The sequence below is a fragment of the Asaia bogorensis genome (genome assembly GCF_900465345.1).
In the GTDB taxonomy this organism is placed as follows: domain Bacteria; phylum Pseudomonadota; class Alphaproteobacteria; order Acetobacterales; family Acetobacteraceae; genus Asaia; species Asaia bogorensis_A.
In genome coordinates this window covers 330,686-345,628 of the sequence record NZ_UEGO01000031.1, presented here as the reverse complement: position 1 = coordinate 345,628, position 14,943 = coordinate 330,686, and the positions used below count along the sequence as shown (strand labels likewise).

Below are 14,943 nucleotides of genomic sequence, written 5' to 3'. Positions count from 1 at the left end.
AGTCCAGTTCCTGCGCTAACGCCTTTACGAACGGCGCCGGATCAGGGGCCACACGCCGAGCAAGGAGAAGAGAGCCATGATTCCCGATTACGCCAAGGCAAGGCAGGCACGGCGCGCGCATTATGATGAAGCGACCATCCATGCCATTCTCGATACGGGGTTGGTCGGGCATGTGGGGTTTGTGGCCGATGAGCGTCCGATGGTCATACCGATGGCCTATGCCCGTATTGGCAGCACGCTCTATCTGCATGGCGCTTCCAAGACACGGATCATGGCGCTGGATGGCCAGAAGCTCTGCCTGACCGTGACCCAACTGACGGGGATCGTCGTGGCCCGCTCAGCGTTTCATCACTCGGTCAATTACCGCAGTGCGGTTGTGCATGGCACCGCGAGGAAGGTTCTGGCGGAGGAGCATCAGCTGGCGCTCGATGCCATAACCGATCATCTCCTGCCGGGCCGTTCGGGTGAGGTGCGGGCCATGACGGCGCAGGAACGCAAGGCCACGGGCGTCATTGCTCTCGACATCGAGGCAGCCAGCGCAAAGATCAGAACAGGCGGCCCGGTTGAGGACGATGCCGATCTGCCCTCCACGCAGTGGGGCGGCGTAGTGCCGGTTGTGACCGCTCTCGGGACAGGCGTGCAGGATGGCCATACCCCTGAAGGCACGCTGCCTCCCGCGTCGCTGCGCAAGGCACAGGCAAAATTTCTGGCCTAAAAGCGCAGCGTTGTCCGTTACCGGAGTTGCGACCGCGCAAGTTGTCACTCACCCGGTCGTGCATGCCGATGGGTAAATGCATTCGAGAGACTATCAGTTAGTTGCTGTCCTATCGGAGGCAGATTGAAGCGTGTGATCAGTTGGGCGGGGCTCGGGCATATATTCTGAACCGGTGGGCGCAAGTGATTGGCGCTTGTGAAAATCCGGCAAGCCAGAAGCATGTCAGCCGTCAGATCGTGATGCAGTACCGCTGTGATGGTTCCATCGGAGAGAAGCGCCCTGTTATCGCGGTCGAGATCATGCGCGATGAAAAGGTGCGGCTCGATTGCACAGTCCCGCAAGGCTCTGGCAATGGCGTGATTGCCGCCACCGATCGAGTATATACCGGCGATATCGGGACGGTCCCGCAGGGTGTTGGCAACGAGAGCGTAGGTTTGCCAGTCCAGGCCGCGCCCCTCACCAAGCGAGACGATGGCAAGATGCGGCGCATATTGCTGCAGCCATTCGCGAAACCCGCGGGCGCGCTCTTCCTCGCCAACGAAGCGGTTGCTTGAAACCACGACGAGAATGGATCGCCCCGCATGGGTCTCGGCGGGCATCCAGCCCGAAGCCAGCCATGCGGCCATGCCTCCCGCAGCATGATTATCCATGCCGACATAGGCCTGTCTGGCGGAGTGCGGCAGGTCCGTCACCAGAGTGACGACCGGGATACGTGCCTTTGCGCAGGCCAGTATCTCTGCACGTATGGAGGGGTGATCGGGTGCCTTCAGCAGGATGCCGTTGGAACCGCGCTTCCTGATACGCGCCATGATGGCGGCAATTTCCTCACCGGTCGCTGTCTCGCCCAGATGAGCGCGTACGCGCATCAATACCGGGAGGTGCGCCGGAAGCTGGGCTTCGAGCGCCAGCCTTACAGCTGAGGAGAAGCGATCGGGCGCTTCCATGACCAGATCGATTGTCAGCCGGCTGCCATGCAGGGAAAGTTCGAGGGTCTGGCGGGAGAGTTCGTCCATGGCCTGAAGCACGCGGCGTCGCATGCTGTCACGCACGCCCTTGCGATCATGCAACACCCGATCAACGGTGGCGAGACTGACCCCGGCCTGACGGGATATGTCCTTGAGTGAATGGGCGATGGCCATGCTGCGTCTCCTCCGGATTCCATGAAGAAGCGTTGAAACTGTCCTGAGGTGTTTCTGAGGTGTTTACCGTATGGGGCGTGCGATTACACGATTGTAATCTTCTGGCGTTGCCTGCGATAGCCCGACGGAAAGCCGCCCGGTTTCAGGCAGGGATCGACAAGATGGAGATCGACAAGTGAAAGCGGACAATCTCTCTGTATTGCGGGCAAGCCGCAACTGGTACTCCCCGGATCATGCCACGCTGGAAGAGCTGCAAACGCTGACCGAGCGGCAGATCACGCTGCGCGATTATCCTCTGGCTGCCTCTATCGGTGCCGGGCAGGTTCCCCTTTACGATTGCGGTGATATCCGGCGCCTTACCCTGACCCAGGAGGGACGTGAGCTGGTGATGGCCGAATGGGCGCAGGCGCTGCGCGACGGCCCGGGCATTGTGGTGCTCAAGAAGGCCTTTGACGATATGGCCGCACTTGACCACGTGACGCATCAGTTCGACGCGCTGATCACTCTGCAAAAACGCGATGGGGTGCAGTCGGGCGATCACTTCGCCAAGGCCGGAGCCAATGATCGCGTCTGGAACGCACTGGAAAAACTCTGCCTTTTCGATCCGGAAGGGTTCGCCCGTTACTACAGCAATGAAATGGTCGCGCTCGTAAGTGAGGCCTGGCTTGGCCCGGCTTACCAGATCACGTCACAGGTTAATGTGGTTAATCCCGGCGGTGAGGCACAGACGGTCCATCGCGACTATCATCTCGGATTTCAGTCCACCGAGCAGGTCATCCGCTATCCGGTGCATGTGCACGCTGTCTCACCTTTCCTGACTCTGCAGGGGGCGGTCGCCCATTGTGACATGCCGCTCGAGAGCGGACCGACGCTCTACAAGCCATTCACCCAGCAATATGGGCCCGGTTATCTGGCAACCCAGAGTGCCGAGGTCAGGGAGTGGTTCCGGAACACCCATGTCCAGCTCCCTCTGGAAAAGGGCGATGCCGTGTTCTTCAACCCGGCGCTCTTTCATGCTGCCGGGAGGAATCATTCCCGGTCCATACGCAGGATGGCCAATCTCCTCCAGGTTTCCTCCCCCTTCGGCCGTGCAATGGAAAACATGGATCGCGCGCGCATGGCCAAGGCTCTTTACCCTGTGCTCCAACGTCTCCAGACCGAGCGGGCGCTTGGGCGCGGTGCCGTAATGCACGCTGTTGCAGCCTGTGCCGAGGGTTATGCCTTCCCGACCAATCTCGATCGTGACCCACCGATCAATGGTCTGGCGCCGCAAAGTCAGCAAGCCCTCATGACCCAGGCCTTGCAGGAAAACTGGGAGCCGTCGCGTTTCGAAGCGGCACTCGATGAACGTGTGCGATGCACCCAAACCTGAGCGGGGGCAAGTTAGCTCTGCACCATCTGATGACTGAACGAGGCGAACATCCATGATACCTCAGGCCCTGAACACCGGTTTACGGGTAAGGGATGAGTTCACTGCTCAGGGCCTGGGTTTTCCGGATGGTCAGTCATCCACCCGTGCACCGCCCGCCTCGGTGTTACGACGCCAGTATCCGGCTGCCCTGATCCGGCTGCGTGGGATGGCTTCCTCATTCACCAGATGGTCGCGCAGGGCACGCACCGTATCAATTTCGGCCGCAATCCAGACATTGAGCGTCTCTGGGGCAGGCAGAACGACCAGGCGCAGGAGATCGGCGAGGCTTTGGCCAGCGGGCCTGTCACAGCGGAAGAGATCGACCCAGGCACGGCTCGTCAGCGGGTAGGTCTTGTCGCTTTCCTGCGTATCGAGCACCACAACGGCGCTGTGTTCGGGCGACAACTCTTCCAGCGTACGGGCGATGGCGGGCAGGCCCGTGTCATCGGCGATCAGCAGATGCGAGGTGAGGCGCTCATGCGGGATATTCGAGGCCTTAGGGCCGCCCATCCCAAGACGCTGCCCCGGTCTGGCCTGGGCCGCCCATTGGGTGGCCGGACCTGAGTCGTGCAGCACGAAATCGATGGTGAGTTCGCCGTTTTCCTCGTCAAAGCGCCGCGGTGTATAGTCGCGGGCGATGATACGCGGATCACGCGGTGCCGTACGGTCGGCATTCATGTCAGGCAGGACAGGATCGGTCTCGCCGGGCTGGGGAAAGAACAGCTTCACATGGTCATCAGTCCCGGCGGTGACGAAATCATGCAGGTCAGGGCCCGTAAAGACGACGCGCTGCATGGTGTCGGATAGCGGGATGATTCGTGCCACCTCGATCTGCCTCAGGCGAAGCGGATGGCGGATCTTGGTGGGGGGCAGAGGGGGCAGATTGCTGGTCATGATGATTCCCTGCCCATGATTTCAGCGGCAGCGCGCATCAGGATGGCAGCGATCCGTCTGGCTTCGACAGGGCTGCAGCCACGATGCTTGTAGAGCGCTGCCTTGAGGTGATGACGCGCCTTGTGCAGCCCGTCTGCGGCCTCGGGATCGACATCATGCAGCCCGGCAAATGCTTCGCGAACCTCGCTCATGCGGCTGCCAATGCGTGTCAGGATTTCAAGAATACGATCGGCTTCTGCACGGTTTTCCGTCAGGTAAGCCTGCCCCTGATCTGTCAGGGTGTAGAGTTTGCGGGTTCCTTCCTGAGTGACCTCGGCCTGGCCGATCTCTTCCAGATAGGTCATGGCAGGGTACACCATGCCGGGGCTCGGCTTGTAGAAACCGTTTGTCCGCTCCTCGAGGCGGCGGATGATTTCGTAACCGTGCGCCGGACTCTCGGCCAGCAGGGCGAGAATGACCAGTTGCAGTTCTTCGGCACTCAGCTTGCGACCGCCCGGAATGTCACCGCCCCGGCGGCGGCCGAAACGGCCCCCGAAACCCCCGCCCATGCCACCGCCGAAGCGATGATCAGACCCGTGACCGAAACCGTCATGGCGATTGAGGGCATGACGCAAATGATGGCGAAAAAACATCTATATCCTCCGTTATATCTTTAGACTGTTCTATCTTAAGATATAACGCAAGAACTTTCGTAAGACTGATTTGCCCTGTGCTTGGAGGGAGAAAGAACGAGGCGTGTCGTTATGCGTGCGCTCGGATTGCCGGATGCAAGGGTGAGAGAGCAAGGGTACTTCCCGGTTCCGGTCCTGATCCCGGTCAATGAAGCCGGGGAGGCGCCGTAGGAGCGCTGATGGCGTCAGGACCGGAAAGAGAATCTGACTGGTTCAGCAGGCCCAGACCGTCTTGATGTTCATGAACTCATGCAGACCGAGTTCGGTCAGTTCGCGCCCATAGCCACTCGCCTTCACGCCACCGATCGGCAAAGCGGGATCCGAGGCCGTGATGCGGTTGATGAATACGCCACCCGATTCGATGCGCTGTGACAGAGCGAGACCAAGGCGCTCATCCTGTGTCCACAGGCTCGCGCCAAGGCCGTAGGCACTGTCATTGGCCAGCGTAATGGCATGATCGACATCCCGCGCCGTAATCAGGCAGGCGACTGGCCCGAAGAGCTCTTCCCTGAACGCGGTCATGCCGGGAGTGACGTCCAGCAGCACGGTCGGCTCGTACCATGCACCGGGACGGTTCACAGCCTCGCCGCCGACCACAAGCCGCGCACCTTCCGCGATGCTCTGCTGCACCTGCTTGTGCAGGCCATCGCGCAGGTCGGTGCGTGCCATCGGGCCGATAAAGGCGCCATCGCTCATGGGGTCTTCGAGACGAAGCGCTCTTACCATTTCGAGAAAACGTTCCGTGAAGGCCTCGGCGATCGGTGCTTCGAGGATGATCCGCTTCGCGGCAATGCAGACCTGCCCGCAATTTGCGAAGCGCGCTGTCACGGCGGCATCGACGGCCTTGTCCAGATCGGCATCAGCCAGCACGATGAACGGGTCAGACCCACCCAGTTCCAGAACGGTTTTTTTGCCATTTTCACCGGCCATCCCAGCGAGGAGACGCCCGACCCTGACACTGCCCGTGACTGTCACGCCCGAAATCCGCTCATCGGCGCTGACCCGTGCGGTCTGCTCACGAGCGAGATTGGCGGAGATGAACACATCGCCAAGATCGCAATCCTGCGCGATCTCATTCAGCAATGCGCCGCAGCCCAGCGTGTTTTCGGCAGGCTTCACGATAAAACCATTGCCTCCGGCCAGAATGGGCACGGCGGCGCGAATGATCTGCCAGTACGGGAAGTTCCACGGCATGACCGCCAGCACAATGCCGGTTGGCGCATAGCTCAGATGGGCCTTGCCCATCGGTACGGGCATGGGTTTGTCCCTCAGCAGGGCAGGTGCGTGTTCGCCATACCAGTCTATGACTGAGGCACATTTTTCGACTTCGGCAAGCGCTGAAGTAATGGTTTTGCCCATTTCACTGACGGCAAGGCACGCCAGTTCCTCCTTGCGCGCACGGAGTCCTGCCGCAAGACGGTGGAGCAGATCAAGCCGTGCACCCAGGGTTTTGGCGCGCCATGACAGAAACCCCTCCTGGGCGCGGACCAGCATGTCATCGACCGCCTGCTCCGACAGAAACGGGTAGCGCCCCAGCGTTTCTCCGGTGGCCGGATTGACCGTGAATACGCAATCGTCTGACGCAGGATGGGTCATGATCTTTACCTCTGGTTGTTGTGCCACATTGCCGTGCCTGCCGCATCGGACTGCGCCACGACATCGGTCTGGCCGTTGCCGGGTGAGCCGGCGTAGTTGTGATAGACCCCGTTGGTATAAGGCGGCCGCACAGGCGCATTGAATTTCACCGGCCAGCCCAGAAACGAGAAATGGGACGGGGCGTCATTGGGGATCTGGGTGCTCTGATGAGCTTCCGAATTCGGCAGACCCAGCGCCGGATGGGCGCGGACCTTGTACGAATAGTCCCGCAGCGAGTTGTCGAAATCCTCGGTCACGACATAGCCGTGCGGCGGCGGCGGGGCGCCGCCATCGGGCAGGGCCACTTTTTCAACCGGGGTGAGGGGGTGTTCCATCGCCTTGAGCTGCGAGGCCGGATCGGCCAGCGCCATGCCGGTACCGAATGGCGCCATGAAAAGTAATGCGGTGAAAATGCGGGTAAGTGGGGTGGTGAAACGTGATCCGGGCATGTCCGTGCTCCTGCCTGCCTCTGTAGGGTGCTAACAGGGGCGCGTCTGTTTCGTTTTTCTATGAACCTGTAAGATGTAAAAAAACAGGCTTTGTCACAATTATTGGTGACTGCCGCATCCGTCGGGCGTTGCCCGTCATGAAACGAATTCGGCGCAGGCTGTGCAGGCGACCCGCGAAAGCAGGAGCCCGAGGCCCGAACGCCAGTGCAGGGAGAACGTGACCCATGGCTACAGCAAACGGATCGACGATCCCCGGAATCGGTGAGATCGCCCCGATGAATCTCGATAGCGAGTCGCTCGCCCAGCTTCAGGCGGCTCTGGCCAAGGTCGAACATGGGCGCGGCGTGCTCGTGCGCCTTGCGGATCTGATGGGTGGCGCTGTGGGTCAGGCGACCCGTATCGGCATGCAGGGGCTGGGCATGGCCCCGGCGATCCAGACAAAGCTTCAGGGTCTGGCTGAAGCCTCGATTGCCCGTGCCTTCGATATTGCGGTGCTCGGCATGACGCAGGAATCGGTGACCAAGGCTCCGAAATGGCGTGACCCGGCGGCTCAGGCGGCAGTTGCGGTTTCAGGGGCGCTGGGCGGTTTCGGTGGCGTGGTCGGATTGATGCCCGATATCGGATTCACCACACTCACCATCATGCGCGAGATTGCTCGCATCGCCCGTGAGGAAGGTGAGGATCTGAGCGATGACGAAACCCGCCGCGCCTGCCTCGAAGTATTTGCCCTGAAGGGATTTCTTGCGGGCCAGAACGCTGATGAGAGCGAACTGGGCTTTTTCTCTGCCCGTGCCCTGATGCGAGGCAAGCCGATTGTCCTCCTAATTGCGGAGGTCGCGTCACATTACGGCATTGGGCTTTCGCGCAAGTTTGCCCTGCAGATGGTCCCGGTTGCCGGTGCGCTCTGCGGCGCGTCGCTCAACGCGGCTTTCCTCTCACATTACAGAGCGCTTGCCCGGGCGCATTTCACTATCCGACGCCTTGAGCGTCAGCATGGCCCGATTGTGCGCGATACCGCCCAGCATATGCGCCAGACAGGCGCTGACGCCGCATCGGCCTAACGGTTGTAAGGTGAGAGAACGCCACGTCGTGCCATGGCGCATGCCTCGCCCACGGGTCGGACTGACGAGAACGGGACTTGCGTGAGCTTAGCGCTCACGCGGGGAAGTAAAGGCCTCGAGCAGCCCGACCGGAACGATCTGCAATGAGAAGATGGCAGTCATGACGAAGCAGAGGCCGCGATAATGTGGCGCCACGAGCGCAAGCACGGCGCTGAGCGCTATGCCGATGAGATAGACAAAAGTCAGTGGCATGGTGAACCTCCCGGCAGAATGCAATGACAGATCGCCTATCATGGTGCTGCATTGTCTGGCCATGACAAATCCCGGTTTGCAGAAGAGTTGCCGGGAGCTGGTGACATGAGGCCTGCCAACTATGCGTTATGCTGCAATGAGACTGCGAAACGGGACAGAGGATGACGGATCCGATCACACCGGAGCTTCTGATCGAGGCGTATCGCAACGGCATTTTTCCTATGTCGGACGGGCGCGACGCCAGCGAGATCAGCTGGCATCGTCCGCATGAGCGTGGCGTTCTGCCGCTGGATTCCCGGTTCCACCTTTCGCGCCGTCTGGCGCGCACGGCGTTGCAGGGCGGATTTGAGGTGACGACCGATCGCTGCTTCAATGATGTCATTCGCCTTTGCGCTGAAACCCCCGGCCGTGACGAGACATGGATCAGCGGTCGTATCCAGGCCAGATATACTGTGCTGTACCAGCTCGGTTATGCCCATTCCATCGAGACATGGCGCGACGATGTGTTGGTTGGCGGGCTCTACGGGGTTCAGATCGGCGGGGCTTTTTTTGGTGAGAGCATGTTCTCGCTCTGCACGGATGCGTCCAAGATCGCGCTGGTGCATCTCGTCGCTGCACTGCGCCTTGCGGGCTTCGCCCTGCTCGATGCCCAGTTTCCCACACGGCATCTGGAAACATTCGGCTGCCTGACCGTTCCAGACCACACCTATCGCTTGCTACTGGACCATGCCCTCGGGATTGAGGCATCGTGGAACAAGGATGTTTCACTGGGCAGACTTCGAGATGAAGTCATCCGTCTGCGCGATGGTATAGAGGCTCGCTGAGGCATGAAGGAGGGAACACCATGTCGGTATTCGATGTAAGAAATGCGGCGTTACTGTCGCTGGCCCTGTCAATGACGGCCGGTGCCGCCACGGCGATGGCGCAGGAAAGCACGGGCGCCCACCCCCGGCTTTCGCCAGCGCGTGACGTGACGGTGGTCTATTCCGTCCAGCCCGAGAAAATGCCCCAGCCGGTACAGGCTATCGTGCAGTTCAAGGCTGAGGGCGACAAGCTTCGCATCGATTCGCCCGACCATGCAGGCTCGACCATTCTCGATCGTCCCGCCCAGCGCGTGACGCTGATCATGCATAAGCAGCGCGTCTATACGAGTTTTGCCCCCAAGCATGGCCTGCGCAACCCGTTCATGCTCGACATGTCCATGCAATATGCGCCGGATGGTACCGCAACGGTGGCCGGGCTTGTCTGCAACAAGTGGACCATCACGACGACCCACGGCAAAGCGGCAGCCTGCGTGACCGAGGACGGCGTTATCCTGAGCGAGGAAGGCGTGGATGCAGACGGGCTGCATGGCAAGCTTGAAGCCCAGAAGGTGACTTACGGCCCGGTTGCCGATACCCAGTTCCAGCCGCCTGCTGATTATCAGCAGATCACGGCGCAGATGCCCATTCCGCATGGCGCTGGCCCGCAGAGCTCCGCGGCGCCCAGATGAGCCAACAATCGCTTAGGGTCAGCCTGCATAATCGTACACGCGCCGCGCTGCGCAGGGCGGCGCTGGCCACCCTCTCTGTCGGTGCGCTCGGTCTGACCGGCCATTCCGGCATGGCGTACGCTGAAGACGTACAGGCAACGCCTTATGTCACACCTCGCGTCGATGTGGACGTCACCTACGAAGCCAAGGGACCCGATGGTCAGGCCTATCGCCAGCGCATGCGCTGGAACGCTGCCCATTGGCAGCAGCGTCTCGATATGGAGACGACCGGGCTCATCATGCTGACGGATTACAAGGCGCATCGTCTTTCAGTGATCGATACGCGTACGAAAACCTACACGGTCTCCGGTGCACCGGATGCGCAGTTCGCCCCGCCTGGCACCCCGGCTGCCGGTCACTGGCAACGCGGGACGCAGGATCGTGTCGCGGGGCAGGGATGCACACACTGGACCACCACGGACACAGACGGTCAGGTCGGCGATTTCTGCTACGATGACAACGGCGTCCTGTTATCCGCGAGTCATAACGGTCTGGAGGTGATCAAGGCGCTTTCCTACGCGATGACTGCCCAAGGGCCAGAAATCTTCAGGGAGCCGGAAGGCTTCCATGAGACCAAACCCATACAGGTTGATCATCAGTAGGGGGAGCGAGCTGTACCTCTTGTTGCGGGACGACCTGCCTGCGTGCCTCAGGATGCCGCTGGGTTTCAGAAATCCGGCATCCTGGGGCACCTCACCGGATCAAGAGGTATGGCGATACAAGGGTGGGTCGACCATTCGCCTTTCCACACTTCAGATACCGCGCAAAAAAGGGGCAGCCTCATCGGCAAGCCCCTTTTTTGTTACGGCCATGCCCGCCACGGGATCCATCAATGCGTCTGCGCGATTATGTTACATTCTAGCCCGGTTTTGGTCCTGTTTGGTCCCAAAATCGACACCATATGGATGGTATAAACTGGATATCGGATCGGCCACTCGTTTCAGGCCGATCTGACGAGGAGGTTTCTTCATGCGTCATATCCTGAAAATTGGCCTTGCGGCTCTGCCCCTGATCGGCCTCATGGGAGGCGCTCCACTGGCACAGGCTCATCCCGGCCCAGGCTGGGGTGGTCCCGGCTGGCACGGCGGCGGTGGCTGGCATGGTGGCGGCTGGCGCGGTGATCGCGGCTGGCATCGCGGCGGTAATGCCTTCGTTGGCGGCCTCGTTGGCGGTCTTGTCGGTGGTGCCGTAATCGGCGCGATTGCACGGCCCTATGTGGCACCGCCGCCACCCCCGGTGGTTTATGCGCCGCCCCCACCGCCGGTTGTGTATCAGCCGCCTCCGCGAGTGGTTTACCCGCCGCCGGTTGCAGTTTATCCGTCTTACCCCGCCTATCCGGCATACTGAGTTCAAAGGCTAAGCATCCATCATGGTCTCCATTGGTGACAGGGCTCCCGCTTTCTCCTTGCCTGACGCAAATGGTCAGGTTGTCGAAAGCGAGGCCCTGATTGGGCAGCCTTATCTGCTTTATTTCTACCCGAAGGCCGATACACCCGGTTGCACGACACAGGCCTGTGATCTGCGCGATCAGAAGCAGACGCTCAGTTCGCTTGGTCTTCGTGTGATCGGGGTCAGCCCCGATCCGGTTGAGAAGCTTGATCGCTTCGCCCGGAAATACGGGCTGGATTTCACGCTGGTCAGCGATGCGGACCACAAGCTTGCCGATGAGTACGGTACGTGGGTTGAGAAAACCATGTATGGCAAGACCTATTTCGGCATGGAACGCAGCTCGTTCCTGGTCGATGCCGAGGGTGTCATCCGGGCCCTCTGGCGCAAGGTCAAGCCAGCAGAGCATGTGGCGCTGGTGACTGAAGCCGCCGCTGAACTATAGCGTTTTCCGGATATCGTGCCGCACGATCCCTTCCATCGTGCGTCCTGGCGGGCGTTCCGTCTCGGGACGCTCATTGTTGTAACGCCGGTCGCCATCATTGCGGTGGCTGGGCTGGCGTGTTTGTGGCGCTTGTCGCTTGGCCCGCTGGATGTCACAGCCGTTGCCTCACGCTTTGCGCCGGTCGCAATCCAGGCCAGCAATGAGACGGGTCGTCCTGCTGGCAGGTTGAGCTGGGGGCGTCTGTTCCTGAGCTGGCAGCCCGGCCTGCGTCATGTTCATCCTGAACTTGTGCTCAAGGCGCAGGATCTGCGTATTCTGCGCAAGGACGGCAGCGCAACGCTGGCGCTGTCTCAGGTCGATCTGGCCCTGCGCATGGGGGCTTTGCTACGCGGGCACATTGAGCCCACACGTCTTGCTGCACAATCGGGACGAATTATCCTCGATCGTCATGAAGACGGATCGATCGATCTGGATTGGCCTGACGCGCGACATCGCAAAAACGCCGCTAATCCACTTTCACTCGACCATCTGGCGGCACTCGACCTGAACGCTGTTGCGGTGCAGCTTCGCCACGCGCTGTCACCCAATGGTATGGGAGCCTATGCCGATCGCGCCGATGCCACGCTGCTTCTGAACAAGATCGCGCTGCATCACGATCCACGGACATCTGATTATGCATGGACCGGGTTGGCCGAGGGCAAGATGGGCCCGGGTCATGAACCGCCGATCGGCTTCAGCGCTGCGAGTGCACCCGTGGCGGGGGGGCTTTCGTGGCGCGTGACGGTCACCCCTTTCGCTCCTGATATCCTGCGCGGTTTTGTTCCCTATGCCGGTGATTGGCATGTGCCGGTCGGATTGCAGGCCTCTCTTCTGATCAAGAGCAGCACAGGAACGCCACACCTTGCTGGCGATGCGCCGCTCCAAGGTATTCCGGTCACGCAAGGGCAGGTCGCCCTCTCTCTCGGCAAGGGTACGATTGATCAGTCAGGAGGTGACCCTCTGAACGTGGAGTCGGGTCATGTCTCCGCCCATATTGCCCTGCCTGAGGGGCGCCTGATCGTCGACAGGAGCGAGGCCGCTATCGCGCTTGTCGATGATACAGGCAGAACCGACACATTCCAGGCGCATGGCCATATCGAAGCGGACTCGCTTCGCTCTGCCCGGCAGATTTCGGGAGGTGTTTCCCTGACGGCGACGCCACTCGATGTGCCCCATCTGGGGTCCATCTGGCCACGCTTCCTGATGAAGGGCGCGCGCCGCTGGGTTACCAATAATCTGAGCGCCGGCACGACAGATTCGCTGCATCTCGATGCCGTTCTCGGCAGTGACGCGGGCTGGGATCAGCTACGCCCCCGCAAGACCGACGCGTCTCTGACCATCGAGCATGCGACCGTGAACTGGCTTCGGCCCGTGCCGCCCGCCCGTGATGTCGCCGCGCGTTTCAGCTTTGCTGCGCCGGATGTCCTTCGTATCGACTTTCTGCATGGCACCCAGCCCGCATCCGATGCGGCCCATGCCGGTCTCATCCATCTCGATGGTGGGTCGATGTTGATCAGCGATCTTTTCGCCCATGATCAGACCGGCACGATATCGCTCGATCTCTCCTGCGATCTGGGCGACTGCGCTACCCTTCTTGCCCATCCAAGGCTGCATCTGCTCTCGCGGCATCCACTGCCGTTTACGCATCCAGCAGGTGCGGTGAAAGTGCGCGAAACCATCACGCTGCCGCTTTCGTCGCATATCGAGAATGACCAGATCCATGTCAACGCACGGGCGCGGTTTGACCACGTCATCCTCGGCAATGTTGTTCTGGGGCGGGAGCTGACCGAGGCGTCGGGCAATCTGGAAGCGACTGAAAAGAAGCTCGCGCTTCAGGGGCACGGTCTGCTCGATGGTGTGCCAACCGATGCTACGCTGAACGAGAATTTCCTGAGCCGGTCAGGCGGGCTGCGCGAGAGCGTTCATGCCGTATCGGTTTTCGATGAACAGGCTCTGAACAAGGCCCATATCGCCAATAACGGCCTGTTTCAGGGCACGGCGCAGCTCGTCTCTGACTATCACGCGGCATTCGATGGTCATGCCAATCTGGATCTTGCACTTGATCTCACCCAGGCAGCCCTGACGATTCCCGTCTGGAGCAAAGCGGCCGGTATCGCGACAACAGCTTCCGCCCATATCGGCCTGCGCGATGGCAAGATGGTTGCACTCGATCGCATCAGTGCCGAGGGGCCAGACCTGCATGTCGAGGGCGACAGCCGACTGGTTGAAGGGCAGGTGCAGGTCATCAATCTGAACGGTTTCATGATTGGCCGCTCCAATGGGGACGCGGTGATCGAGCTGCCGACACAGGCCAATGCGGCGATCGGGGTGCATATCCACGCGCAGGACCTTGATATCGCGACTTTGCTGCACCGCGACGATGCAAAGCCCGGGCAGGAGCAGGGTGACAGCATGGTGACCGGCAACACATCGACCGGTCCTGCTGATCGCGCATCCAGCAGTAGTACGGCGTCACCGGGTCAGGACTGGACCGTTGATATCGCAACCGAACGCCTGTTCTACAACGCCCAGAAGTTTCTGGGGGGTGTGACCGCCCATCTGGAGCATCGACATGATCGGCTTGACCGTGCCCGGTTTACAGCGGTCAAGCCTGTTGGTGTGGCGTTTGATCTGGCCCCGCATGAGGCCGGGCGTCAGCTCATGCTCCGCATCGACAATCTCGGTCGGTTTCTGAACGAAACCGGTATGACGGATCGCCTTGAGGGCGGGCGTGCGCAGATTTCGGGTCAGGTAGGAGACGGCGATACGGGGCGCGTTCCGCCTTTCAAGGGGATGATTTCCGTCTCACCCTTCGCCTTCAGGCAGCCACCAGCGGCACTGACAGCGGCTACCCATCTTTCTGTCTTCAACTGGTCTCAGGCCAGCCATGACCGGTTTGAGGTGCAGCATCTTCATCTGCCGATCAGGGTGCGGGATGACGTCATGACCATTCATGAGGGGCATCTTGGCAACCCGGCGCTTGGGGCCACGCTGGAAGGCAAGATCGATCTCGACAAGGGCGGGCTCGATCTGCGTGGGACAGTCGTGCCTATTTTTGGCCTCAACGCGGCACCGGGGCGGCTGCCGAATGTGGGCAAGCTGTTCTCGCCGGAAAAAGGGGGCGGCTTTCTTGCCGCGACCTTTACGGTCAAGGGAACAGCGGGAAATCCGGATCTGTCGATCAATCCATTTGCCATGCTTTTACCCGGCGTCATGCGTCAGCTCGCAAAATAGGGCACCCTGTACCGGTCTGACGAAGGGTATATTTGCCCCAATGATTGGCCTTGCGTAGAAAATAGCCCGTAATCGCTCCGG

General features: G+C 60.7%; 15 protein-coding genes. 9 read left to right on the top strand and 6 right to left on the bottom strand.

What is annotated here, in order from left to right; genetic code table 11:
• Positions 1–76: 76 nt before the first annotated feature.
• Complete coding sequence (locus ED655_RS11785; RefSeq protein ID WP_122050291.1) at positions 77–715, top strand: pyridoxamine 5'-phosphate oxidase family protein; 639 nt, start codon at positions 77–79, stop codon at positions 713–715.
• Positions 716–759: 44 nt separating this feature from the next.
• Here ED655_RS11785 and ED655_RS11780 read toward each other — a convergent pair whose 3' ends face one another.
• On the bottom strand, positions 760–1,854 hold the full coding sequence (locus ED655_RS11780) for a LacI family DNA-binding transcriptional regulator (protein ID WP_122050290.1): 1,095 nt from the start codon (positions 1,852–1,854) through the stop codon (positions 760–762).
• A 175-nt stretch (positions 1,855–2,029) separates the two neighbouring features.
• Between ED655_RS11780 and ED655_RS11775 the strand changes: the two genes are divergently transcribed.
• The gene (locus ED655_RS11775) at positions 2,030–3,226 is read left to right on the top strand and encodes a phytanoyl-CoA dioxygenase family protein (RefSeq protein WP_122050289.1); all 1,197 of its coding nucleotides are present in this window, start codon (positions 2,030–2,032) and stop codon (positions 3,224–3,226) included.
• A gap of 129 nt (positions 3,227–3,355) precedes the next feature.
• On the opposite strand, the gene ED655_RS11770 is transcribed toward ED655_RS11775, so the two are convergent.
• The 4 genes from ED655_RS11770 to ED655_RS11755 form a co-directional block, all read right to left on the bottom strand.
• Positions 3,356–4,159: a siderophore-interacting protein gene (locus ED655_RS11770; protein WP_122050288.1), complete on the bottom strand. Its 804-nt coding sequence runs from the start codon at positions 4,157–4,159 to the stop codon at positions 3,356–3,358.
• Positions 4,156–4,791 carry a PadR family transcriptional regulator gene (locus ED655_RS11765; RefSeq protein ID WP_122050287.1) on the bottom strand — a complete coding sequence of 212 codons (636 nt, stop codon included), beginning with the start codon at positions 4,789–4,791 and terminating at the stop codon, positions 4,156–4,158. The genes ED655_RS11770 and ED655_RS11765 overlap by 4 nt, the downstream gene beginning before the upstream one ends.
• 252 nt (positions 4,792–5,043) lie before the next feature.
• A complete protein-coding gene (locus tag ED655_RS11760) occupies positions 5,044–6,426 on the bottom strand; it encodes an NAD-dependent succinate-semialdehyde dehydrogenase (protein WP_122050286.1) in 1,383 nt (460 codons plus the stop codon).
• A gap of 5 nt (positions 6,427–6,431) precedes the next feature.
• A complete protein-coding gene (locus ED655_RS11755) occupies positions 6,432–6,914 on the bottom strand; it encodes a hypothetical protein (protein WP_122050285.1) in 483 nt (160 codons plus the stop codon).
• Between the two features lie 224 nt (positions 6,915–7,138).
• On the opposite strand from ED655_RS11755, the gene ED655_RS11750 reads away from it, so the two are divergent.
• Complete coding sequence (locus ED655_RS11750; RefSeq protein WP_023977674.1) at positions 7,139–7,975, top strand: EcsC family protein; 837 nt, start codon at positions 7,139–7,141, stop codon at positions 7,973–7,975.
• A gap of 87 nt (positions 7,976–8,062) precedes the next feature.
• Here the strand turns inward: ED655_RS11750 and ED655_RS11745 are convergent, their stop codons facing one another.
• Positions 8,063–8,227: a hypothetical protein gene (locus ED655_RS11745; RefSeq protein WP_162993500.1), complete on the bottom strand. Its 165-nt coding sequence runs from the start codon at positions 8,225–8,227 to the stop codon at positions 8,063–8,065.
• Positions 8,228–8,388: 161 nt separating this feature from the next.
• Between ED655_RS11745 and aat the strand changes: the two genes are divergently transcribed.
• From aat to ED655_RS11710, 6 genes are all read left to right on the top strand, one after another.
• The gene (gene aat / locus ED655_RS11740) at positions 8,389–9,051 is read left to right on the top strand and encodes a leucyl/phenylalanyl-tRNA--protein transferase (protein WP_122050283.1); all 663 of its coding nucleotides are present in this window, start codon (positions 8,389–8,391) and stop codon (positions 9,049–9,051) included.
• Between the two features lie 20 nt (positions 9,052–9,071).
• Positions 9,072–9,719 (top strand): hypothetical protein, encoded by a 648-nt coding sequence (locus tag ED655_RS11735; RefSeq protein ID WP_023977677.1) that lies wholly within the window; start codon positions 9,072–9,074, stop codon positions 9,717–9,719.
• Complete coding sequence (locus ED655_RS11730; RefSeq protein ID WP_122050282.1) at positions 9,716–10,360, top strand: hypothetical protein; 645 nt, start codon at positions 9,716–9,718, stop codon at positions 10,358–10,360. Before ED655_RS11735 ends, ED655_RS11730 begins: the two co-directional genes overlap by 4 nt.
• Positions 10,361–10,727: 367 nt before the next feature.
• Positions 10,728–11,105, top strand: coding sequence for a hypothetical protein (locus ED655_RS11720; protein ID WP_122050280.1), 378 nt, complete (start codon positions 10,728–10,730; stop codon positions 11,103–11,105).
• Between the two features lie 22 nt (positions 11,106–11,127).
• Positions 11,128–11,589, top strand: a complete 462-nt coding sequence (gene bcp / locus ED655_RS11715; RefSeq protein WP_122050279.1) for a thioredoxin-dependent thiol peroxidase — start codon at positions 11,128–11,130, stop codon at positions 11,587–11,589.
• 15 nt (positions 11,590–11,604) lie between these two features.
• Positions 11,605–14,862: an AsmA-like C-terminal region-containing protein gene (locus ED655_RS11710; RefSeq protein WP_122050278.1), complete on the top strand. Its 3,258-nt coding sequence runs from the start codon at positions 11,605–11,607 to the stop codon at positions 14,860–14,862.
• Positions 14,863–14,943 lie beyond the last annotated feature (81 nt).

Excerpts from the sequence above, each read along its gene's own strand:
- ED655_RS11785 (WP_122050291.1), top strand. The coding sequence starts at position 77 with ATGATTCCCGATTACGCCAAGGCAAGGCAGGCACGGCGCGCGCATTAT.
- ED655_RS11780 (WP_122050290.1), bottom strand. The coding sequence starts at position 1,854 with ATGGCCATCGCCCATTCACTCAAGGACATATCCCGTCAGGCCGGGGTC.
- ED655_RS11770 (WP_122050288.1), bottom strand. The coding sequence starts at position 4,159 with ATGACCAGCAATCTGCCCCCTCTGCCCCCCACCAAGATCCGCCATCCG.
- ED655_RS11765 (WP_122050287.1), bottom strand. The coding sequence starts at position 4,791 with ATGTTTTTTCGCCATCATTTGCGTCATGCCCTCAATCGCCATGACGGT.
- ED655_RS11760 (WP_122050286.1), bottom strand. The coding sequence starts at position 6,426 with ATGACCCATCCTGCGTCAGACGATTGCGTATTCACGGTCAATCCGGCC.
- ED655_RS11755 (WP_122050285.1), bottom strand. The coding sequence starts at position 6,914 with ATGCCCGGATCACGTTTCACCACCCCACTTACCCGCATTTTCACCGCA.
- ED655_RS11750 (WP_023977674.1), top strand. The coding sequence starts at position 7,139 with ATGGCTACAGCAAACGGATCGACGATCCCCGGAATCGGTGAGATCGCC.
- ED655_RS11745 (WP_162993500.1), bottom strand. The coding sequence starts at position 8,227 with ATGCCACTGACTTTTGTCTATCTCATCGGCATAGCGCTCAGCGCCGTG.
- aat (WP_122050283.1), top strand. The coding sequence starts at position 8,389 with ATGACGGATCCGATCACACCGGAGCTTCTGATCGAGGCGTATCGCAAC.
- ED655_RS11735 (WP_023977677.1), top strand. The coding sequence starts at position 9,072 with ATGTCGGTATTCGATGTAAGAAATGCGGCGTTACTGTCGCTGGCCCTG.
- ED655_RS11730 (WP_122050282.1), top strand. The coding sequence starts at position 9,716 with ATGAGCCAACAATCGCTTAGGGTCAGCCTGCATAATCGTACACGCGCC.
- ED655_RS11720 (WP_122050280.1), top strand. The coding sequence starts at position 10,728 with ATGCGTCATATCCTGAAAATTGGCCTTGCGGCTCTGCCCCTGATCGGC.
- bcp (WP_122050279.1), top strand. The coding sequence starts at position 11,128 with ATGGTCTCCATTGGTGACAGGGCTCCCGCTTTCTCCTTGCCTGACGCA.